This is a genomic window from Clostridium lentum (genome assembly GCF_014287815.1).
Lineage (GTDB): Bacteria > Bacillota > Clostridia > Clostridiales > Clostridiaceae > Clostridium > Clostridium lentum.
Window position 1 is genome coordinate 53,105 of record NZ_JACOOQ010000001.1, and the last position, 22,326, is coordinate 75,430.

General features: G+C 27.0%; 17 protein-coding genes and 2 tRNA genes. 13 read left to right on the top strand and 6 right to left on the bottom strand.

The window, feature by feature from the left end; all coding sequences use genetic code 11:
• The first annotated feature begins 177 nt into the window (after positions 1 to 177).
• The gene (locus H8R92_RS00255) at positions 178 to 606 is read left to right on the top strand and encodes a GNAT family N-acetyltransferase (RefSeq protein ID WP_022211514.1); all 429 of its coding nucleotides are present in this window, start codon (positions 178 to 180) and stop codon (positions 604 to 606) included.
• A 211-nt stretch (positions 607 to 817) separates the two neighbouring features.
• On the opposite strand, the gene H8R92_RS00260 is transcribed toward H8R92_RS00255, so the two are convergent.
• Positions 818 to 1,150, bottom strand: coding sequence for a hypothetical protein (locus H8R92_RS00260; RefSeq protein ID WP_207722779.1), 333 nt, complete (start codon positions 1,148 to 1,150; stop codon positions 818 to 820).
• Positions 1,151 to 1,358: 208 nt separating this feature from the next.
• On the opposite strand from H8R92_RS00260, the gene H8R92_RS00265 reads away from it, so the two are divergent.
• The 5 genes from H8R92_RS00265 to mprF all read left to right on the top strand — a co-directional run bounded on the left by H8R92_RS00265 (position 1,359) and on the right by mprF (position 6,631).
• Positions 1,359 to 1,434, top strand: a tRNA-Lys gene (locus H8R92_RS00265).
• Positions 1,435 to 1,721: 287 nt separating this feature from the next.
• Positions 1,722 to 1,797 (top strand) — tRNA-Lys (locus tag H8R92_RS00270).
• 95 nt (positions 1,798 to 1,892) lie between these two features.
• A complete protein-coding gene (locus H8R92_RS00275; RefSeq protein WP_186834353.1) occupies positions 1,893 to 2,822 on the top strand; it encodes an alpha/beta hydrolase in 930 nt (309 codons plus the stop codon).
• 70 nt (positions 2,823 to 2,892) lie between these two features.
• On the top strand, positions 2,893 to 4,017 hold the full coding sequence (locus H8R92_RS00280; RefSeq protein WP_186834354.1) for an AI-2E family transporter: 1,125 nt from the start codon (positions 2,893 to 2,895) through the stop codon (positions 4,015 to 4,017).
• A gap of 22 nt (positions 4,018 to 4,039) precedes the next feature.
• A complete protein-coding gene (mprF, locus tag H8R92_RS00285; protein WP_186834355.1) occupies positions 4,040 to 6,631 on the top strand; it encodes a bifunctional lysylphosphatidylglycerol flippase/synthetase MprF in 2,592 nt (863 codons plus the stop codon).
• A 51-nt stretch (positions 6,632 to 6,682) separates the two neighbouring features.
• Here the strand turns inward: mprF and H8R92_RS00290 are convergent, their stop codons facing one another.
• Both H8R92_RS00290 and H8R92_RS00295 read right to left on the bottom strand, forming a co-directional pair.
• Positions 6,683 to 8,743, bottom strand: a complete 2,061-nt coding sequence (locus H8R92_RS00290) for an LTA synthase family protein (protein WP_186834356.1) — start codon at positions 8,741 to 8,743, stop codon at positions 6,683 to 6,685.
• 199 nt (positions 8,744 to 8,942) lie between these two features.
• The gene (locus H8R92_RS00295) at positions 8,943 to 11,654 is read right to left on the bottom strand and encodes a YfhO family protein (RefSeq protein ID WP_186834357.1); all 2,712 of its coding nucleotides are present in this window, start codon (positions 11,652 to 11,654) and stop codon (positions 8,943 to 8,945) included.
• Positions 11,655 to 11,903: 249 nt separating this feature from the next.
• Between H8R92_RS00295 and H8R92_RS00300 the strand changes: the two genes are divergently transcribed.
• Positions 11,904 to 13,829: an FUSC family protein gene (locus tag H8R92_RS00300; RefSeq protein ID WP_186834358.1), complete on the top strand. Its 1,926-nt coding sequence runs from the start codon at positions 11,904 to 11,906 to the stop codon at positions 13,827 to 13,829.
• A 308-nt stretch (positions 13,830 to 14,137) separates the two neighbouring features.
• Here the strand turns inward: H8R92_RS00300 and H8R92_RS00305 are convergent, their stop codons facing one another.
• Positions 14,138 to 14,473, bottom strand: a complete 336-nt coding sequence (locus tag H8R92_RS00305) for a hypothetical protein (protein ID WP_022168670.1) — start codon at positions 14,471 to 14,473, stop codon at positions 14,138 to 14,140.
• Positions 14,474 to 14,485: 12 nt separating this feature from the next.
• Entirely contained in the window at positions 14,486 to 14,887 is a 402-nt protein-coding gene (locus H8R92_RS00310; RefSeq protein WP_186834359.1) for a YtxH domain-containing protein, read from the bottom strand.
• A gap of 271 nt (positions 14,888 to 15,158) precedes the next feature.
• Between H8R92_RS00310 and H8R92_RS00315 the strand changes: the two genes are divergently transcribed.
• From H8R92_RS00315 to H8R92_RS00340, 6 genes are all read left to right on the top strand, one after another.
• Complete coding sequence (locus H8R92_RS00315; RefSeq protein WP_186834360.1) at positions 15,159 to 15,455, top strand: nitrous oxide-stimulated promoter family protein; 297 nt, start codon at positions 15,159 to 15,161, stop codon at positions 15,453 to 15,455.
• A gap of 13 nt (positions 15,456 to 15,468) precedes the next feature.
• A complete protein-coding gene (locus H8R92_RS00320) occupies positions 15,469 to 15,888 on the top strand; it encodes a YbaN family protein (protein ID WP_186834361.1) in 420 nt (139 codons plus the stop codon).
• 24 nt (positions 15,889 to 15,912) lie between these two features.
• Positions 15,913 to 16,233, top strand: a complete 321-nt coding sequence (locus H8R92_RS00325) for a hypothetical protein (RefSeq protein WP_186834362.1) — start codon at positions 15,913 to 15,915, stop codon at positions 16,231 to 16,233.
• 127 nt (positions 16,234 to 16,360) lie between these two features.
• Complete coding sequence (locus H8R92_RS00330; RefSeq protein WP_022212265.1) at positions 16,361 to 18,979, top strand: calcium-translocating P-type ATPase, PMCA-type; 2,619 nt, start codon at positions 16,361 to 16,363, stop codon at positions 18,977 to 18,979.
• Positions 18,980 to 19,033: 54 nt separating this feature from the next.
• Entirely contained in the window at positions 19,034 to 19,870 is an 837-nt protein-coding gene (locus tag H8R92_RS00335) for a mechanosensitive ion channel family protein (protein ID WP_186834363.1), read from the top strand.
• A 79-nt stretch (positions 19,871 to 19,949) separates the two neighbouring features.
• Positions 19,950 to 20,108: a hypothetical protein gene (locus H8R92_RS00340; protein ID WP_022212263.1), complete on the top strand. Its 159-nt coding sequence runs from the start codon at positions 19,950 to 19,952 to the stop codon at positions 20,106 to 20,108.
• 111 nt (positions 20,109 to 20,219) lie between these two features.
• Here H8R92_RS00340 and H8R92_RS00345 read toward each other — a convergent pair whose 3' ends face one another.
• Positions 20,220 to 21,905: a PTS transporter subunit EIIC gene (locus H8R92_RS00345; RefSeq protein WP_186834364.1), complete on the bottom strand. Its 1,686-nt coding sequence runs from the start codon at positions 21,903 to 21,905 to the stop codon at positions 20,220 to 20,222.
• Between the last annotated feature and the right edge of the window lie 421 nt (positions 21,906 to 22,326).

Here is a 22,326-nt window from a genome sequence, read left to right on the forward strand (position 1 = left end):
TACTAAATGATTGTATAATATTAAACTCTTTACATATTTTCTTAACTAAATATTATTTTAACTTAGTTTGTCTTAATGTGTCCACTACTTTATACTAACACCAGATATAGAGGTTCAGCTTGATAAATACACGAAATATGAAGAGTAGTGTAAATCGGAATTTGAGGAGATGATGAAATGATTAGGAAATACGTTGATGGTGATATAGATGCAGTAATGCAAATATGGTTGAATACGAATATTCAGGCACATAGTTTTATATCTCAAGATTACTGGAAAAGCAACTTTGATATGGTAAAAGAAATGATGCCACTTGCAGAAATATATGTACATGAAGTTGACAATGCAAATCAGATAGATGGATTTATTGGATTAAATAACGACTATATTGAAGGAATCTTTATAAAAGATGTAGCACAGTCAAAGGGAACCGGAAAACAGTTATTGGATCAGGTGAAGAAAATCAAGTCCACTCTAAAATTGAACGTTTATCAAAAAAATGAGCGAGCAATTCAATTTTATCTGCGAGAAGAATTTAGTATCCAATCTGAATGTGTAGATGATAATACGGGAGAAAAGGAATTTACAATGGTATGGAAGCGTTAAATTCCAGTTTATCTGTAGCAATTAAATAATACTCATAAGCATCAATCAGAGATGGTTGGTGCTTTTTCTATGCTCGGAAGATACCGAGCTTTTTTATACAATTTTTTAAGGAGGTATCAGCCAATAGCAAACAGAATCAAAGGTATCACTGTCGAAATTGGCGGTGATACTACCAAGCTGCAGACTGCCCTAAAGGGAGTCAACGGTCAGATTAAAAATCTGACTTATGGACAGTTATTATGGAATTTATTTTTGAATCATATTGATTTTTATTGAATTTAAGTATAAATAAGTAAATTATATCATCTAATTTTTTAATTTTACTTTTACCTACAATGGATATTCCCATATATTTAGTGCATCTAATACAATATTTCCATTTAAGAGTTTCATCTATAAATTTAAATAAATCAATACTTTTAAATCCTCTATCTGCAAGTATAGTAACATCAAACTCATATGGTGTTAATATCTTATGTAAAAATTTAAGACCTTCCTTTACATGAATAAAGTCTTTGTTTCCATGTTGTTTATATTTAAACAACTTAAACCAAAGGGGAATAGATCTTTTACCTAACTTAAATGAAAATTGAAGTATTACAAATTTATCATCTATTGTTGTATAATCAAATATTATATAATTATTATCATAAGTCTATATAGAAACTCAAAGAATATTTTTTTAAAATTTAAATTAAAAAAAATATTGACAAAAAAAGTCGAAGATGATATTATAAGTTCATAAGGAATACGCGTCTTTAGCTCAGCAGATAGAGCACCTAGCTCTTTACTAGGGGGTCCGGGGTTCAAGTCCTTGAAGGCGCACCAAAGCAGAAGTTTTACTTCTGCTTTTTTTATTAACATACTAAATATACAGTCTTTGTTTCCATCTTGTTTATATTTAAACAATTTAAACCAAAGGGGAATAGATCTTTTACCTACCTTAAATGAAAATTGAAGTATTACAAATTTATCATCTATTGTTGTATGATCAAATATTATATAATTATTATCATAAGTCTATATAGAAACTCAAAGAATATTTTTTAAAATTTAAATTAAAAAAATATTGACAAAAAAAGTCGAAGATGATATTATAAGTTCATAAGGAATACGCGTCTTTAGCTCAGCAGATAGAGCACCTAGCTCTTTACTAGGGGGTCCGGGGTTCAAGTCCTTGAAGGCGCACCAAAGCAGAAGTTTTACTTCTGCTTTTTTTATTAACATACTAAATATACAATGAAATTTATGATATTTTAAAATTAAACATATAGGAGGGATATTTTATGATAGAAATAAGTGAATATATTGAGATAAATGGTATAAAGCAATATGTTCTTATAACAGGCAATGAAAATGGTCCATTAATGTTATTTCTACATGGAGGACCAGGAGTATCTCAAATAGGTTTTATAAGGAAATATCAAAGTAAATTAGAAAAAAAATTTCTTGTTGTAAATTGGGATCAAAGAGGTGCAGGAAAATCAAATATAAAAAAATTTTCAAGAAAAGAATTAACTATAGATAATATTATAAATGATGCAATTTCCTTAATAAAGATATTAAGAGAACGTTTTAAGAAAACTCATGTTTATTTAATAGGTCATTCTTTTGGAAGTTTAATAGGAATAATTTTAGCACAAAAAATCCCTCAATACATAAAGGTATATATATCAGTAGGACAAGTTGTTAATATAAATGAAGCCGATAAAGTTACTTATAAACTTTTATCACAAAAAATAAAAAAAGAAAACAATAAAAAAGGAATTAATATTTTAAAGAAAATAGGGAAACCACCATATGTAACAAAAGATAGTATTAGAAATTTAGATAAGTTAATAGAAAAATATAAGGGGGATATTTTTAAAATTAACAAATTATCATTTATATTAAATAGTATTTCATTTAAATATTACAGTATATTTGATTGGTTTAGGTTTTTAAGAGGAAGTGTTATTTCAAAAAAATACATGTATTCAGAAATGGCATCTATAAATTTGTTTAATTTATCGAATAAATTTGAAGTTCCAATATATTTTTGCTGCGGAGATAATGATTATCATACACCAAGTAAAATTATAGAGGATTATTATAATTTTATAGATGCACCTAAAAAAGCTTTATATAAATTTAAAACATCAGCACATATGCCAAATGTAGAAGAAGAACTTTGCTTTTATAATATGTGTAAATCAATATACTTAGATAATGAATAAATTTATAGAGTTTAATTATTAGCTGTGAAATTATATAACTAAATAAAATAATTTTATATAAGGAGGTTAAATGAATAAAAAATATATTAAAGAAAATATTTTTATAGTAACATATGGATTAATATTATTTTTCATAATACATAATTTAAAGTTTGTATTAAAAACCATAGATAATTTAGTAGCAATTACTTTACCTGTTATATTTGGTATAGTTTTAGCATTTCTTTTAAATATACCAATGAGTTTTTTAGAAAGAAAGATTATTTTATTAATACAAAAATTAAAAGTAGATAAAAAAAGAGCTTTTAAAATAAGTAGAGCTATATCTTTATTATTAGTACTTTTAATATTTATTTGTGTAATTACATTTACCATAAATATAGTTATTCCTGAAATTATAAAGAGTTTTTATATTTTTATAGAAAAAGCTCCAGAGCAAATAAAAAATATACAGGGATTATTAATTAAAAATTATGATAATTATTTAATTGATAGTGTATTATCAAAAATTCAAGAAATAGATGGTGATATCTCTAAAATAATAAATAATCTTGTTCAGATTACTTTTTCTGGTGTTTTAAATATTACTTTAGGAATAACAAATATTTTAATTAATTTTATCTTAGGTTTAATAATATCCATATATATTTTGCTAGAAAAGGAAACTTTAAAATATCAATTAAAACTATTAATAAATACAGTTGCTACTGATAAATACAAAAGTAGTATTATTGAAATATTAAAATTAATTTATAGCAAATTCAAAAAGTACATTTTTGGTCAAGCTATTGATTCAGCTATATTGTTTATAATGATATTTATTAGTATGACTATTTTTAAAATTCCATATGCGATATTTATAAGTTTTATTCTTGCAATATGTGCAGCAGTACCAATTCTTGGTCCACTTATAGGAATTATAATAACAACAATTATTATGATTATAGCTGGATATAAAAATATTTTATTTTTTATTTTAATAGTTGTGTTAATGCAACAAATTGAAGGGAATATAATTTATCCAATAGTTGTAGGAAATTCAATAGGGCTTTCTTCACTATATATTGTTGTAGTAGTCATTGTTTTTTCGAGTCTATTTGGTATTTTTGGCGTAATAATAGGAGTTCCTTTATGTGGAGTGCTTTATGAAATTATATGCAAATATGTATATAAAAAAGACTTTATAGAAAAATAATTCAGTGAAGGGTTAAATAAAAATGAAAATAAATAAAAAATTATTTAGAATAATTCAAAGTATAGTTATAATAACAATATTCTTTATTGCTTTTAAAGAGCTATATAAAATATTTATAGATATAGATATAAGTTTATTTAAAAAATATGCTGATAAATTAACAATTGTTAATTTATTAATAATTGCAGCATTAGGTGTAATTTCATATATTCCATTATCTTTTTATGATTTAGTAACTAGAAAAAGCATACCTATAGATTTACCAATAGGAAAAGTATATAAGTATTCTTGGATTGCCAGCTCAGTTTCAAGTATTGTTGGATTTGGTGGAAGTGCTGCAATTCTTATAAAAAATCACTTTTATAAAAATTATGTTAAAGATAAATCAGAATTAACAAAAGAAAATTTAAAAGTTGTAGGATTAAATTTAAGTGGATTTTCTTTAATATGTCTTATATATAGTATATGGTGCTTTTTCACTATTAAAGAATTTAATATAGTTTTTTATGCATCAATTTTATTTGGACTTTATATTGTAGGAGTTTTAGCTTTTAGTACATGTAAATGTATAAAAGATAAGAATAAAGAAGCATATTTAATTAATTTGAAGATAATGTCTATTTCGATTCTTGAATGGATAACAACTATTTTATTAATTTATGGATTAATAGTTATTTTAGGAATAAAAGTAACATTAGTTCAATTTGCACCTGTATATATTAAAGCAATAATAATAGCTATTATTAGTATGGTACCAGGTGGTGCAGGAACATTTGATTTAACATTACTTGTAGGATTAAAGAAATTTAATGTTCAATCAGAACAAATATTATTATTACTTATATTATATAGGATAAGTTATTATATAGTTCCTTTATTAATAGGGGTAATATTATACATAACTGAATTATATAACAATACTAATTCAGAAATAAAAGAATTGATGTCAAGAATTAACTCTAAAATAGCAAGTACTATTTTAACATTAACAGTTTATATTACTGGAATACTTTTAATATTTTGGATAGAGATTGATATTAGTAAAGTAATTCATAGAAGTTCAATATTTAAAATTAATATATTGGATTTTGCTTTATATTTAAGTATTGTATTAGGATTTTTATTAGTAGTTTTAGCATCAATTTTAAATACTAGAACTAAAAAAGTATATTATATTTTAGTAACAAGCTTTGCGTTAATAACATTATTAACAATGACAGTTATAAAAAGTTTTACTAGCTATTTAGTGGTAATCATTGGATGGTTATTAATTATTTTAAGTAAAAATAGATTTTATAAAAAAGGGTTTATATATACATGGAAAAGTGCTATGAAAAGTATATGCTCAGTTTTAATTTTATTTACTATAAGCTTAATTGTTAATTCACCTTCTTATTCACAGCTTAATTCATTAGATATTAATTCATTAGATATTAATTCAATAAATATTAATTTTAATTCAGAAGAATTTAATTCAGAAGAATTTGATTTATCAAAGATTGATATTGAAGAATCAAAAGCATATGTAGAAAGAATAATAATTTCAATATTTTTAGGTGTAATAATTTCAATATCATTAGTTATAATTTTACTTAATATAAATAGATTTAATAAATTCCCTAAGGAAAAATTAAATAAAGAAAAAATTAAAGAGATAATTTCAAAGCATGGTGGATCAAGTTTAGCTCATTATGTTTTTGTTGGAGATAAATATGTGTATATAAATGATACAGAAGATGTATTTTTCCAATATCAAATTATAAGTGATAAAATAGTTATTTTAGGAAACCCTATAGGAAATGAAAATTCGTTCTTTAATGCTACTAGAGAATTTTATGATTTAGCAGATTTGTATGGATACACATTAGTGTTTACTGGAGTAGATATAAATATATTCCCAGAGCTTCATGATATGGGATATGATTTTATGAAACTTGGTCAAGAAGCAATTGTAAAATTAGAGGATTTCTCATTAGCAGGAAATAAAAATAAGAGTAAAAGACAAGCTGTATCTAGAATTGATAAAGCAGGATATACTTTTTCTATAGAAGAACCTCCATTTACAGATGAGCTATTTAAAGAATTAAAGGATGTTTCTGATGAATGGTTAAATGGTAAAAAAGAGAAAGGGTTCTGTGTAGGTTATTTTGATAGGGAATATATTGAAATGGACAAAATAGCTATAGTTAGAAATGCTGAAGGAGAAATTAAAGCATTTGCAACAATTATGCCTATGTATGATAATAAAACTCTATCAGTGGATCTTATGAGATTTAAAGATATACAATTAAATGGAATAATGGATTTTATATTTGTAAACTTATTTGAATATAGTAAAGAAAATGGATATGAATTCTTTAATTTAGGGTTAGTTCCATTAGCTGAAGTAGGAGAAAGTAAGTATTCATTTATAAGGGAAAAAATAGCATATCAAATATTTATTAATGGAAACTTTATTTATTCTTTTAAAGGATTAAAAAAGTTTAAAGATAAATATGCAAGTGATTGGAATGAAAAGTATATAGCTTATAAGAAAGAAAGTTCACTAGTAATTACATGTATTCAAATATTAAAACTTTTATCTCAAGAAAAAGATACTAGTGATAAAAATTAATTTAGATATTATAAATAAAAACTCTCGGTTATTAAGCCGGGAGTTTTTATTTTACTGTATTATAGTTTTCTCAAGAGAAAGTATGTCACTGTTTTCATTTAAAACATCACCATAAATATATGGTTCAGATTTACTTAAAGTAAAGTTGGTAATAGTAACTTGATCTACCCTTATAGAATCTGAATCACTTAGCTTTGTATCATCAAGCATTAGATAATTTGGAGATATAAAGGTAGTTGATTTTTCATGACCATTTATAGCAATTCTACTGAATGTAGTAAAGTTTTCTCCTTCTACAAATACTTGACCATCTTGTTCATACACATTAGATATTGTTATTGGGGCAACTCCCATTTGTAATTTAGTTCTTTCAAATGGATTAATTCCACCATAGATATATTGATTACCATAAAGCATATCATATTGAAGAAGCTTTAAGTTACGTTGATAATCTTCATCTTCTGAATGATTTTGATGGAAGTTTATTAAAGTTCCAGCAGTTAGATGAAGTCTATCAAGAGTGTATGAAGTTAATTGATAAGCATATAAGTTCTTATCTTCCTTAGGTAAGTTAAAATTAGACCACATTACATAAGGAGTTTCAAAGTTATTATTATAAGTAAGGTCCTCATTTTCAATACCTAAGCTTGGTAAGTGATCACCATACATAACTAACACTATATCTTCATCATAGTTAGATAATGATTGGATTAATTCACCAATAAAGTTATCCATTTCATGAATTTCATTAGTATAATATTCATATGCATAACGAGTTCCTTCGTCTTCAATGCCACCAACAGTTATTGCTGGGTTTTCAAGAACTTTATGTTCAGGATAATCACCGTGACCTTGAACAGAAATAGTATAAACATAATCTTGTTGATCCACAGTAGAATCTAGTGCTTTGATTATTTCTTCAGTAAGGACTCTATCTTTTGCCCAGCCTAAAGGTGTATATTCAAGGTTGTTCATATATTCAATAGATGTAAAGGTATCGAAACCTAATCTTGAAAATACTCTATGTCTTGTATAAAAGGTACCTTTATTATTATGGATTGCATGAGAACTATATCCTAAATCTTTTAAAGAGTAAGCAGCACTTTCAACTGTCTTTTCCTTTAAGATTGATTTATAAGGATATTCTCCAGGTCCAAAGTAATCTAAGCTCATTCCTGAAATAATTTCAAATTCAGTGTTAGCAGTACCGGCTCCAATAGATGGAACCTCCACTAATCCAGAAGAATAATTTTTAGATAAGCTTCTGAAATTAGGAATTGGATCTTGTGAGAAAGTTACTCCTTCAACTTGTGTAATATCGAAGAATGACTCTAATTGCAAGAAGATAATATTTGGAGTTCCATATTGTTCATTTGCTAGAGAGCTTGTACTAGCTAATACAGATATGTTATCTTCATCGGCACCAACTTGTGTATCTTTTGTAAAGATACTATTGATTGTTTCTTCAGAGTAATTAGTAGGTTTATCTATTCCTGTATTTAATAATGTATTACCAAAGCAATAAGGGAATCCATAATCTAAATAAGCAAAAGCTATATTTCCAAAGTAATCGGTAATAATATTAGCTTTTAAAGCAATCTTTGTTACTCCAAAAAAAGAAAAGAATAGTAATAAGAATGTTGGAATGTTTCTGCTATATTTAATTTTGCCTTGGTATTTTGGTGCAAATATAAAGAATAAAACAAGACCAATTAAGGCAAGTATTAATCCACCACAAATTAAAATTAATTGGAAATTATTAAAATAAGTATGCAACAATGAAAAAGCATTTTTTATCATTGTAAAATCAACTGCTGTAAAAGGGGTAACTCTACTACTTAAAATAATACCGTTAGTTATTCCGAATCCAAGCCAAATAGTACAAATTACTGCATAAACGAAAACACGTCTTTTAAATAAGAATATAAGTGCTAATGATATACAGATAATGAAAGAGTTATATAAGAACACAAGTGGACTTTTTGTCATGTATTTAAAGCCTTCTACCAATGACCTTCTACTAAAAAACTCTATTGCTAAGTTTAAAAACATTGATGTTAATATACAAATAAAAATAGGGTTTTTAAAAGGATTTTTTTTAAAAACTTTCATTTTTACCTCCCATAAATTATATACAAAATATTATATTTGTTAAATAAAGTTAATATTTCAAAAGTAATTTTAGCACTTTTTTAGCAAAAGTAAATACTTTAGGTAAAAATGTAATAAATTTGTAACTAATGTACGTTTTCTAAAGTACTGGTGGTAAATATTTATTAAATAAAAAGAAAGGTGAAAAACATCACCTTCCTTAAGAAAATAATCTAAAGATAAATATGTATATAGGAATTACATAGAAAATAAAAAGTATTAAAAATAAAAGCAAACAGTATAGATTATAAGAAATTGATAGTAACTTAGAATTAATCTTATATCCATTTTTAACCCAGTATAAGAAGATGAAAAGGATTATTGTAAGTGTAGATAAGCTTGTGACGGTACCAAACTTAAATCCTTTAGGATAATAAGCAAGTTCAATATAGTTATACCCTTCAATTAAAGGTATTCCAATAAAACCATCAAAAACATTTTCTATAGGCTGACCATTGCCATTTATTGTACAAATCCATCCTTCATCATAGGGTATAGTAAGGAAGAGCATTTGATTATTATCGTTAGCACTTGCCTGACAAATTAAATTATTATCATAAGTAATGATATCGGAATAGCTAGCTGTTTTATCAAAAACAAATTTTTCAAATTTATCAATGTCCATACTGCCCACAGATAATTCGGTGATATCAAAATCTCTTAAGACTTCAAGTTTTATGGTTACATCTTCAGTAGAATAGCTTCCTAAATCTAAAAGACCATTATTAAATGTTGAAGGAAAAGTACCATCAGCACTTTGATAAAATCTATTTGATAAATTGCAGTTAAGTAATTGATCATTAATATAAACTTTAAAGCAGTTGAATATTTCGATATTTTGGCTATTATCTAAACTTTTTAGGCAGTTTAAATATAGCTGATTATTAAAGCAATTTACTGTTACTTCTAAATAAGCAGGGGAAGATGAATCTATTATTTCATAGGAATAAGTACCTTCGTTATTTGTAACGTTTAAATTAGTAAGTTTGAAGGAGTTATATTCTTTAAAAAGGTTCTCTTCATCATTACTTAATGCCTTATATAGGTTATTTTGAGCTTCAAAAACCGATTTTGAATTGATAATTACTTCAGTATCAGTACCTTTTGTAAGTAGTAATCCATTATTGATAAAATAATTATTTTTATATATATTAAATGAACCAATAGAATCTAAATAGCTATAGTATTTTGAAGATAATTCACTATCAACTATTACATATTTTATATTGAATAAGCTATCGCTGAAGATAGTTCCTCCAACATCAGAAGTTCTCATCCATACAGAACTATAACCTAATTTTTTCATGATATTCATATGATCCTTATTGGTTAATGATGAAAAATGAGATAAATCATTTTTATTAGATATATAGGAGCTGTTAAAATTAAATAAATTAAAGGTATCTTTTATTCTAAAGTAACTTTCATCATTAAAATCATATGAATATAAGGAATTTAATACATCATATTCCTCACTGATATAAGGTGTATAGCTATCTATACATATATATATTAAACCATTAAATAGAACTTGAATAAAGAAGAACGTACTTAAGGTAATATACAGTAGTTTACCTTTGGCAATAAGGAATAATATCATATAGCAAATAAAGCAAACTATAAATAAGATAAATAGTATCAAGAAAACTTCCTTATTAGAATGTAAGGTAAGAGTCCTTATAGTATCTTGAATTACCAGATAATAATTTTTATAAACATAATAAATAGCACTTACAAATATAAAGGTTATAGGAATAAGAGAAATAAATTTTAGAGAATTTTTATTTCTGCAACCATATTTATTAATGTAGTATGCTGCCATTATTATTAAGATAAATGTTGGTATAAAGGCAAAGTTTAATGAAAAGCTTGAGTAGCATCCCATGTACCATAATTTATTTATACCATCAATTATTACTTGGATGGTGGTAAAAGCAATGGTGCTTAAAGTTAAGATAATGAATTTTCTATTTTCCTTGTATTTAATCAGTAACATTATGATAAAAGGTAAGATAGCACCAATTAAAAAGAAATAAGAAATTTTATCTAAAATATATGAAAATGGTGATCCATTTAAAATAGTTGTAATAGATTCAGGCACTCTATTAGATTTCAAAATTTGTATGGTAGACGGTAATGTTAAAGGCAGTACTATAAGCGATGAAAAGAATGTACTGCATAATATTTTAAATATTCTATCCTTTATAAATTCCTTAGGACAATAAAGTTTTAAATAAATAAAGGATGCAAAAATAATAAATAAAAATAACATAAAGCCCACATAAAAGTTACAGGCTGATGCTATGGTAAATAGAGTTATATAATAAGCTGGATTACCATCATCATATAATCTTCGCAATGCTAAAAGTAGTAAGGGAAAGATTATAAGAAAATCAAGATAACCAATCAGTTGATACATAATAAATGTATAGCTACATAAACCATAGCATACTGAAAAGAAATACATCCACCATTTTGATAAATTCTTAAATGTTCTTTGAAAGAAGAACATAGAAGAAACTGTTATTAAGCATACTTTAAGGACAAGCAATATATTCATAAAGTTAGGAATAAAGTTTCTTGGTATCAAAACAGTCAGTAATGAAAAAGGACTTATTAGATAATAAGCAGATATACCTAGAAAGTTTTGCCCCATACCACTGGAGAAATCATAAAATATACTATTATCTGTACGCAATATATCAGATAATTTATAAAATAAAGGTATTTGCTGCTCATACATATCTGCCCAGGCAATGCTACCATTACCAAAAGGAAATAGCCCCTTTAAATAATAAATTATGCCAAATACAATAAGTATGAAAGTAGACGGTATTAAATATATAATTATGTTTTTATATTTCTTATTCAAAAGTATCCTCCTTTTTTTTTAAAAGAAAAAAGTTTATATAAAAAAGAATATCATTAAATTAATATTATTGGAAATAAATTTTATAATATACAAAAAAGTTTAATATATTAATATTTAAAGTGGAGAATGGAAGATATAGTATTATATTATACTATATCTTTTATTTTTTTATATAGTATAAATAAACTTTTACAAAGTTTTAATATAATGTATAATATAAGTATAAAAAATTAAAAGGGGGAAGTGTTAATGAAATATGAAAAAGTAGTTAATAAAGAAAATATAAAAAAACAAACCTTTATGTTTGTTTTTATAGTAGCTTTTATTATGAGCTTTAAAAGTATTTTTGGTGACCAAAATACTTTAATAGGAGTAAGCACCATTACAGCTATGTTGATGTTTATAAATGTAGATTTAACTATGTCACCTATGGAGAATTTAATGAAACTTATACTTTTAAATGTAATAACTGGCGTTGGAGCATATATTTCATTATTAAATCCATGGATAGGTATTCCTATAAATTTTATAATAATATTTATAATCAGTTATAAGTTATATTTTAATTTAAAGGAATCGTTATATCTTCCATTCACGTTGCAATATGCTTTTATTTTATCAATACCTGTAACATTAAAGGAAATGCCAATTAGATTGGCTTCATTATTAGTTGCACCTATAGCAATAATGAGTTTTCAAATGCTTTTTAATAGACAAAAAATCTTTAAAAAGGGTAATAGAATTATTGAAAATATTTGTAGTAAAATAATAGAAAAAATAGATATTATATTAGATGAAGATAATGTTGAAAAAAATAATTCTTATATAGATAAAGATATTAGAAAGTATATAGATGAATTTAGAGCTATTGTTTATGATAATAGAAAAGAAAATTTTTATATAACAGAAGAAGCAAGAATTAAGATAAATATTTTATCAACGCTTGAAAAGATATCTATAAATTTAAATAAAGATTATAATGTTGAAGAACTTAAAGGTATATTAATGGGTTTAAGACAATGTATGAAAAGGCTTAATGTAGTACTAGGTGAAGATAATAATATAAAAGAGTTAGAAGATTATATAGATAGTGTTATTGATAATCATAAAGATATACAAGCTAGTAGAATACATGCTATACAAATTTTAAATTCTTTAGAAATATTAAAGGTTGCTCTTACAGAATTGAGAGTGTTAGGTAAAGAAAATTATAATAATATTAAATTTACAGAAACTGATTATCCTACTCAATTGCAATCAATAAATAAGAAGAGATTTATTATGAATTCAGTAAAACTTTCTTTTGCAATAAGATCAGCTATTGGAATTTCTTTAGCAGCTTTTGTTAGTGATTACTTTAATTTATCAGAAGGAAGATGGATTATATTTACTATGGTTTCATTGGTAGTTCCTATATATGAGGCTTCCATAAAGAAGGCTAAGGATAGATTTATAGCTACCATAATAGGAGCAGTTATAATAGTGATACTGTTTAGTATTTTTAAAAGTGTTGGTATAAGAAGTATGATTCTTATTGGTGCTGGTTATGTAAATTCATATTTAAAAGAATATAAGCATAAGACCATATGTACTACAGTGTCGGCTATAGGTTCTGCAGCTTTATTAGGAAATACTACTGTTTTAACTTTAAGAAGAATAATATTTGTTGCCATTGGTGTTGTATTAGCAATAATTATAAATAGATTTATCTTACCAAGAAAAATTGAAGACTATACCAGAGAGTTAGAAGGTATGTATTTAGAGGCAGTAAAAGCAATGCTTAAGAAGGTATATTTATCACCAACAGAAAACAATATGCATGGTATGAATAATTTATTTATTATTACATCATTAATTGAAAGTAGATTGGAGAATAATAAAGAGTTTCTTAATAAGAGAGCAATAAAGTCTATCAGTCAAAACAGGCTTTTAATATTAAATATTCATGAATTATATATTTTATTTAGTAATGATAAATTTAAAAATATAGATTCAAAATATATAGTGGAAGATATGAAGATGATTACTTCATTTACAGATCAAAATATCAAGGAGCTATTAGACAAAATAGAAGACCATATTAAGAAATCAGACAACATCTACAATAAGATGATGCTTGAAAATATAAGAGAAGTTTATAAAGAAATATACAAAATAAACAAATACGTTTCATAATTATGAATTAATTATGAAATCATTACAGAGTTTATTTATTGTCAGTATTAAAACTATGTAACATAAAGAAAGCCTCCTTCATATATTATAGGGAAAAGATAATATATGAAGGGGGATTTTTAATGAAGAGATAATAGCCTCTATTTTGTATAAATTATTAGATGGACAAGATATAGTATCTGAAATGGCTAAGATAGCAATTATTGCACCAGAGGCAGTAATAAGTGGATTATATTTATTTGAAATAGCAGCTTTATAAATAAGAAAAAAGTAGAGGAATCCAAAACAATAATTTTGGATTCCTTTTACTATTTTATGAATATAGATGCAATTATATTTATAATGTCCTTTATAGTTTCATAGTTTGAAAGAAAGTTATCCTTAGCAACAATAGCCTCAGCAGTTGCTTCTGTAGCTACATCTGTAATTCCCTTTACATTATCAGTTATATCAATTGCATTTTTAGAAATAGTAGGAAGATTACTACAAGCCTTAGTTATATTATTTTTATTGCTATCAATTAATGAGTTTATATTATTAACAAGCTTTAAAACTTTTAATATAAGTATAATAAATAATATAAGTGCAGCTATTCCTAATGAACCTAAGATGACATTTAATAATAGCGATAAGCTTATGTACATATTAATCTCCTATTAAACTTCTTCAGTTAATTCTTCTTCTGTTATTTCTTCATCAACTTCTGTATCAGCTAAAGCTAATTCTTCAACTACATCACAAGCTTCTTGCTTTTGACCTTTTTTAGAAGCTAAGTATTCAGAAATTTTTTCTTTAGCAGTAGAAACATCTTTTTTACCTTCACTAACTTTTTTGCTTATAGCAGCTTTAGTTGCTTTAGTTTTTTCAACTAACTTATCTTTAGTTTCAGAAGATTTATTAGCAATATTTTCTCTAGTTTCTTTTCCAGACTTAGGTGCAAATAACACTCCTGCAGTAGCACCAGCAGTAACTCCTAGAGCAGCAGTTAAAGCAGCTGTTTTTACCATTTTAGCTTTTTGTTTTTTCTTCTTTTTATTTATTAAATCATAGATACTCATAATTTCCCTCCAATAGTTTATTTTTATTAATTATACTGGGCGGTATAAAGAATAACAAGTTAAAAAAAGTAATTTTTTCATAAAAAAGTAATAAAAGGTGGTGGCGTATAAAAATAAATTTTCTTTATAGTAAAATAATTAAAATTTTACTGATGATTAATTCTAAAAATACAATAAAAAGAAACTAAAAATACTTAAAATGTATAGAAAATTACTATGATATCTTAAAGTATATAAATGAAAATAATTATCATTTAAAAGGGAGAAAATTATGACAAGAATAGAAAGAGAAAAACAAACCATAAAGCTTATGGTAGAAATATATTGTAAAAAGAAACATGGCACTAAAGGTGAACTTTGTGCGGAATGTCAGGAGTTCTTAGAATATGCTCATAAGAGATTAAGTTTTTGTAAATTTGGAGAAGAAAAATCAACCTGTTCAAGATGTCCAATTCACTGTTACAAGAAGGATATGAAAGAAAAAGCAAAAGAGGTAATGAAATTTTCAGGACCAAGAATGTTATTATACAAACCTTCAGAAGTAGTAAGACATGCATTAAATAAATAAGGAGATTTGAGATATGAGTAAGGTTAAAAAAGGTATTTATATATGCATTGGTTTGGTAGCGTTTGCTTTAGGTGCAATAGGTGTAATTTTACCAATTCTACCAACAACGCCATTTCTATTATTAGCATCATTTTGTTTTGCTAAGGGATCAGAAAGATTTAATACTTGGTTTATAAACACTAAAGTATATAAAAAGCACTTAGAATCATTTGTTAAGGAAAGAGCAATGACATTAAAGCAAAAGGTGATTTTATTAACATTTGCAGATACCATGATAGCAATTCCACTAATAACTGTAGATGTATTGCCTATGAGAATAACCTTAATAGCATTAATATTATTTAAGCTATACTATTTTATATTTAAAATCAAAACTATCACACCAGAGGAGAAGGCTTCTAGAGATGCTGCAAGAGCAACAGCTACTAGTTAAATATAGCTAAGGAGGAAATAAAAAATGGAAAGAATATCATCATCATTATTTTACTTATCATTATTAGTTTATTATATACCAAAATTATTTAAGGTTAAGAAAAAAGTTTATGTTAAAGCTCATATGTTTTTAGGTGCAATATCAGTTCTTGCAATGATAGCAGCAGTAGTCTTAAAATTTGGACAGGCTGATTTTATTAAGTACATTGGATTTGCCAGCATAATGATAGCAATAGGTATAACAGGAACTATTATGAAGAAAAATTATAAACTGTACAGAGTACTTCATATAGTATTTACTATTTCATTTTTTGTATATCTTCCTTTAGCAATTAAATTCATGTAATAAATTAATTTAAAAAAGAAATAGATATTATAAAAAGACTGCAAGTTATGAAATTTGCAGTCTTTTTATAATATTTGAAAAAATACAAATACTAAAGTCATGAAAAATTAAGGAAGGAGATTTTTTTATGGCTTATAGAAAAGAAATAGAACAGGTTTTTAAGGAGTTGGACACTAGCAAGAATGGACTTAGTAGCAGTGATGCAGCTTCAAGGCTAAAGGCTGATGGATATAATGAACTTACTGAAGGTAAAAAGACACCTTTGTGGAAGATGTTTTTTGAAAATTTGGCAGATCCACTAGTGATAATTCTTATAGTGGCAGCAGTGGTACAAATCTTTTTAGGTGAATTAGTAGAATCAATAATAATATTGATTGTTGTTATTTTAAATGCAATTTTAGGAGTAACTCAATCTAGAAAAGCAGAAAGCTCATTGGATAGTTTAAAGAAGTTATCAGCTCCTAATGCTAAGGTCATAAGAGATGGTAAAAAGGTTACTATTCAGGTAAGAGAACTTGTGGCAGGAGATATAGTTCTTTTAGAAGCTGGTGATTATGTACCAGCAGATGGTAGGCTTATTGAAGCTGAGAGTCTTAAGGTTGTGGAAGGAATGCTTACAGGTGAATCAGAACCAGTGCTTAAGCATACAGAGAGAATTGAAGATGAAGTTGTTGTAGGAGATAGAAGAAATTCAGTTTTTAGTGGTGCAACTGTAGTTTATGGTAGAGGAATAATGGCAGTGACAGCCACAGGGATGAATACGGAAGTTGGTAAGGTTGCAACACTTCTTGAAAGTGCAGGTACTAAGCAAACGCCTTTACAGGTTAAATTAGATAGTTTTGGTAAAAAGCTAGGGCTTATTATAATGATAATTGCTGCTATTATTTTTGGTGTAGAGGTTTTTAGAGGGTATAGAGCTGGTGGAAATTTAAAAGACTTAATATTTAGTTCATTTATGTTTGCAATTGCAGTGGCAGTGGCAGCTATTCCAGAGGCTTTATCATCAATAGTAACCATAGTTCTTTCTGTAGGAACAAAGGAAATGGCACAAAAGCAAGCTATCATAAGAAAGCTTCCAGCTGTGGAAACTTTAGGTTCTACAAGTATTATATGTACTGATAAGACAGGAACCCTTACACAAAATAAAATGACGGTAGTAGATTTCTTTATGTATGGCGTAAAGAAGGAGCAGATAGACAAAGATACAACTTTAGAAAGCCAAGATGGAGCAATGAATTTAAGTTCAACATTATGTAATGATTCAGAAATTGCTGAAGGTGGAGTAGAAATAGGAGATCCAACAGAAGTAGCTTTTTTAAGATATGCAGAAAAACGAGGTCTTGATTATAAGGAAATAAGAGATAAATATGATAGGTTAAATGAAATTCCTTTTGATTCTGATAGAAAATTGATGTCTACTGTAAATTCTATTGGTGGCAATGCAATTATGTTTGTTAAAGGAGCACCAGATATAGTATTACAAAGATCAATAAAGGCACTAAATGATGGTGATGAAGTACCTATGACAGAAGAAATATTAAATAAATATAAGCAAATCAATGAAGAGTTTTCTGATAGAGCACTTAGGGTGTTGGCATTTTCCATTAAAGATGTTCCTGATGAGAACTTTGTGCCAGCTATAGAAGACGAAGTTGATCTTACCTTTGTAGGGCTTATGGCAATGATTGATCCACCAAGAAAGGAAGTGTTTGGAGCAGTTAAAGAAGCCATTAGTGCTGGTATAAAGACAATTATGATAACAGGTGACCATAAGACTACAGCAGCAGCCATTGCCAAAGAGCTTGGAATAATGTCTAAAGATGATAAGGCATTAACTGGTAAAGAATTAGATGCATTAAGTGAGGGAGAATTAAGCGAACAATTGGAACATATCACTGTTTATGCGAGAGTTTCGCCAGAAAATAAAATAAGAATAGTAAAGGCATGGCAAGAAAAAGGAAAAGTTACAGCCATGACTGGTGATGGAGTTAATGATGCTCCAGCACTTAAGCAAGCTAATATAGGCATTGGTATGGGGAGTGGAACTGATGTTGCTAAGGATGCAGCAGCAATGGTTTTAACTGATGATAATTTTGCAACTATAGTCAATGCTATAGAAATAGGAAGGACAGTATATAGCAATATAAAAAAATCTATTACTTATCTTTTAGCAGGAAACCTTGCAGCTATTATAGCAATAGTATTTGCAGTAGTGATAAATTGGGAAAATCCTTTTACTACTTTACAGTTGCTATTCATTAATCTTATTAATGACTCTTTACCTGCTATTGCTTTAGCTTTTGAAGTTGCTGAGCCTAATACTATGAATAAACCACCTAGAGATATTAATGAAGGGATATTACAAGGAGGTACTAGTAGTGTTATTTTAATAAGAGGAATAATAATAAGTATTGTTGTTATTATTGCACAATACTTAGGTAATAAAACTTCACCTATACTAGGTGCAGCTATGGCATTTTCAACTATTACATTAAGTAGAATATTTCAAACTTTACCAGCAAGATCAGATAATATTTCTGTTTTTAATATTGGTGTAGCAAAGAATAAATATGTTTTAGGAGCAATAGGTATATGTCTTTTATTATATTTAATAGTATTGCTTCCAGGATTAAGAGCAATATTTTCAATACCAAATTACTTTGGGGTTATGGAATTTGCTATATGTATATTACTTGCTTTAATATCGACAGTATTGATGGAGTTGGTAAAAATATTTAAAAAATAATATTTAAGATGATATAATATAAAATGTCTTATAGAATAAGGATGGAGGGCAAAAATGAAAGATATTGTATCGTTAGAAAGGATGTTAGAAAAACTATATGAATGGGTAATTACTAGAGGGGTAAATATGTTTTTTGGAGTTATATTTCTCTCCATAGGATGGAAGGTTATTAATAAAACATTAAAAAGAATTAGAAGGATACTGGAAAGTAAAAATGCAGATCCAACAATTACTAGATTTCTTGATAATGTAATGAATGTTACCTTAAAAACAGTGCTTATTATAATAATACTTCAATACATTGGAGTGAACTTAACTGGGCTTACTACTATAGTAGCATCAGCAGGAGTAGCTCTCAGTCTTGCTTTAAAAGGAAGTTTAGCAAATTTGGCTGGAGGAGTTATTATTCTTGTAGCTAGACCTTTTAATGTAGGAGATTTTATAGAGACAACAGAGCATTCAGGTGTTGTTGAAAAAATAAGCATATTTTATACATATTTAGTTACCTTTGATAATAAGCAAATATTAATTCCTAATGGAATTTTAACAGATAGTAGTATAGTAAACTATTCTTCAAAAGAAATAAGAAGAGTAGATCTTACTTTTAGTGTATCTTATGAAGAAGATGTAATTAGAGTAAAAAATGTACTTATAAATATATTGAAAAATAATGAATTAGTATTGGAAGAACCAGAATTTTTTGTTGGAATATCAATGCATGGTGATAGTGCTATAAACTTTATTGTTAAAGCATGGTGTAAAACAGAAGATTATTGGACTGTATATTATGATCTTCTTGAAACAGTAAAAATTAAGTTTGATGAAGAGGGAATATCAATACCATATCCTCAAATGGATCTGCATGTAAAGAAAAATATAATTATAGATTAATATGTATGAGCCTTAAGTAACTTTCCTAAGTAACTGAGAATAAATTAATAATATAGGAAAGGATATAAGGTGATTTAATATGGATAAGGGAATTAATATTCGTAGTGTACTATTGGTGAAAAAAGCTGTTAAAATATTAGACTACTTAGGAACTAAATACGATATTGAGAAGTTAAAAAAGAGACCAGATATATGTAAAGAAATAATCAATAAATTCAAAGATGAATATATGGTATAAATAAAAGGTATAAAAAAGAGGCTGTCACATTAAATGACAGCCTTATATTGTTGAGTGAGTTTGTTATTTACATGAGTTGTTGACAATTTTGTTTTGGTAAAATATCTTGGATTACTCTCCAAGGATTGAGTTTATTTCGTTCTTGTATCCGTCTGCTTTTGCTCCGAAAATAGCTTGAATTCCGTTCCCTACTTCTACAACGCCAGCAGCACCTAATGTTTTAAGTTCATCTTTTTGAACTTTAGCTTTATCTTTTACTTCTACTCTTAATCTAGTGATACAAGCATCAACACTTACTATGTTTTCAGCTCCACCTAAAGCAGCTAATACAGCAGGTGCTTTTTCAGCTATTTCACCTTTTCCAGAAGTGGCAGCAGGTTGTTCATTGGCATTTCCATTTTTAGCTTGGAAATCAGCCTTTGTGAATAACTTAGTTTCACCTTCATTTTCATCTCTACCTGGTGTCTTTAAGTTAAACTTAGTAATTAAGAAGTAGAATAAGAAGTAGTAAACTACTGCATAAGCTAAACCTACTAAGATAACGAATAACCAGTTAGTTTTAACACCAGCACCAGCAGGTAATAAACCAAATAAAGCAAAGTCAATTACACCACCAGAGAATGTCATACCAATGAATACTTTAAGCATTCCCATAATCATATAAGATAAACCAGCAAGCACACAGTGAACTGCATATAAAGCAGGTGCTACGAATAAGAATGTAAATTCTAATGGTTCAGTTATACCAGTTAAGAATGAAGTAACAGCAGCTGAAACTAATAATGAACCTACAATCTTCTTTTTGCTTGGAGCAGCAGCTCTATACATTGCAAATGCAGCAGCAGGTAAACCAAACATCATGAATGGGAATTTACCAGCCATGAAAGCAGTTGTACTGTTTACGATAGTACCCATAGTTGATGCAGAAGCTCCAACTAATGCTCCCATATTAGATAATTGTACAAAGTATGCAGTGTTAGCACCAGCAATTGTAGTAAATGTTCCAACAGAACCATTTAGAAGAACTTGACCTTCAACAAATGAACTATACCAGAATGGTGTATAGAATACGTGGTGTAATCCAAATGGAATTAAAGCTCTTTCAATTAATCCATAGAAGAATACTCCGATAGAACCAGATGTTCTAACTAAGTTAGCAATTACTCCAATACCGTCTTGTACTAAAGGCCAAGCAAAGGCAAGTACTGCTCCTACAAGTGCCATAACTAAAGATGTTATGATTGGAACAAATCTAGATCCAGAGAAGAACCCAAGTACTGGAGGCATTTGAATTGTATGGAATCTATTGTGTAATGCAGCTGTAACCAAACCAGTAATAATACCACCAAACACTGACATATTTAATGTGAATATTCCTAAGTTAGTTGTGATATAAGTACCATATTCTCTAACGTTATCAGGTGTTAATACTCCAAGTTGAGTAACACCTAAAGCAAGTAATGAAGAAATTGTTTGATTCATTACTAGGAATCCAAATACAGCAGCTAAAGCAGCAGTACCTTTATCTTTTTTTGCAAGACCTACAGCAACTCCAACTGCAAATAGTATTGGTAAGTTACCAAAAATAATATTTCCAATATCATTCATTACTGTTAATACAGCATTAACAGCAGGAATAGATATAAAAGTAAGTAATGGCTGATAAATAGCAGGAGCGTTTTCTAACCCTGCAATTCCTAATAATGCACCACCAACACCAAGTAATATACCTGCAATTGGAAGAGCAGCTATTGGAAGCATTACAGCCTTACCAATTCTTTGTAAAAATTGTAGCATAATATTAATCCTCCTAAACCTATTTTTAATTCTTAAGTTATAAGTTATATTTACATAGCGTAAAATTTCTCTGAAGCTGGCCAGCTTTCATAAAGAAAGTTAAACAAAAAAGGCTTAAATATCTATAAATTATATAATTCCACCAAGGTAAAGGAATTATTACAATTCACACATATTTAAGCCTTGCCTGCATAACCAGTAACACGCTAAAGTATTTAATTTACTTTTAAATAGTATCATAAAAATGTTTACATGTAAAGTTTTGTTTTTAAAATTATAGAAAAATTTTTATATTTTAAAAATTGTGACAATATTAGTTGTATATAATAATATGAAAAAGTAAAAAATAACAATTTAACTTATCCACAGAATGTGGATAAGTTAAATTGGATTATAAGTGTAAAGAAAAAAAGTTGACACA

Coding starts and splice junctions, on each gene's coding strand:
- H8R92_RS00305 (WP_022168670.1), bottom strand. CDS start 14,473: ATGTACATAAGCTTATCGCTATTATTAAATGTCATCTTAGGTTCATTA.
- mprF (WP_186834355.1), top strand. CDS start 4,040: ATGAAAATAAATAAAAAATTATTTAGAATAATTCAAAGTATAGTTATA.
- H8R92_RS00345 (WP_186834364.1), bottom strand. CDS start 21,905: ATGCTACAATTTTTACAAAGAATTGGTAAGGCTGTAATGCTTCCAATA.
- H8R92_RS00330 (WP_022212265.1), top strand. CDS start 16,361: ATGGCTTATAGAAAAGAAATAGAACAGGTTTTTAAGGAGTTGGACACT.
- H8R92_RS00290 (WP_186834356.1), bottom strand. CDS start 8,743: ATGAAAGTTTTTAAAAAAAATCCTTTTAAAAACCCTATTTTTATTTGT.
- H8R92_RS00325 (WP_186834362.1), top strand. CDS start 15,913: ATGGAAAGAATATCATCATCATTATTTTACTTATCATTATTAGTTTAT.
- H8R92_RS00275 (WP_186834353.1), top strand. CDS start 1,893: ATGATAGAAATAAGTGAATATATTGAGATAAATGGTATAAAGCAATAT.
- H8R92_RS00320 (WP_186834361.1), top strand. CDS start 15,469: ATGAGTAAGGTTAAAAAAGGTATTTATATATGCATTGGTTTGGTAGCG.
- H8R92_RS00315 (WP_186834360.1), top strand. CDS start 15,159: ATGACAAGAATAGAAAGAGAAAAACAAACCATAAAGCTTATGGTAGAA.
- H8R92_RS00280 (WP_186834354.1), top strand. CDS start 2,893: ATGAATAAAAAATATATTAAAGAAAATATTTTTATAGTAACATATGGA.
- H8R92_RS00340 (WP_022212263.1), top strand. CDS start 19,950: ATGGATAAGGGAATTAATATTCGTAGTGTACTATTGGTGAAAAAAGCT.
- H8R92_RS00310 (WP_186834359.1), bottom strand. CDS start 14,887: ATGAGTATCTATGATTTAATAAATAAAAAGAAGAAAAAACAAAAAGCT.
- H8R92_RS00300 (WP_186834358.1), top strand. CDS start 11,904: ATGAAATATGAAAAAGTAGTTAATAAAGAAAATATAAAAAAACAAACC.
- H8R92_RS00255 (WP_022211514.1), top strand. CDS start 178: ATGATTAGGAAATACGTTGATGGTGATATAGATGCAGTAATGCAAATA.
- H8R92_RS00335 (WP_186834363.1), top strand. CDS start 19,034: ATGAAAGATATTGTATCGTTAGAAAGGATGTTAGAAAAACTATATGAA.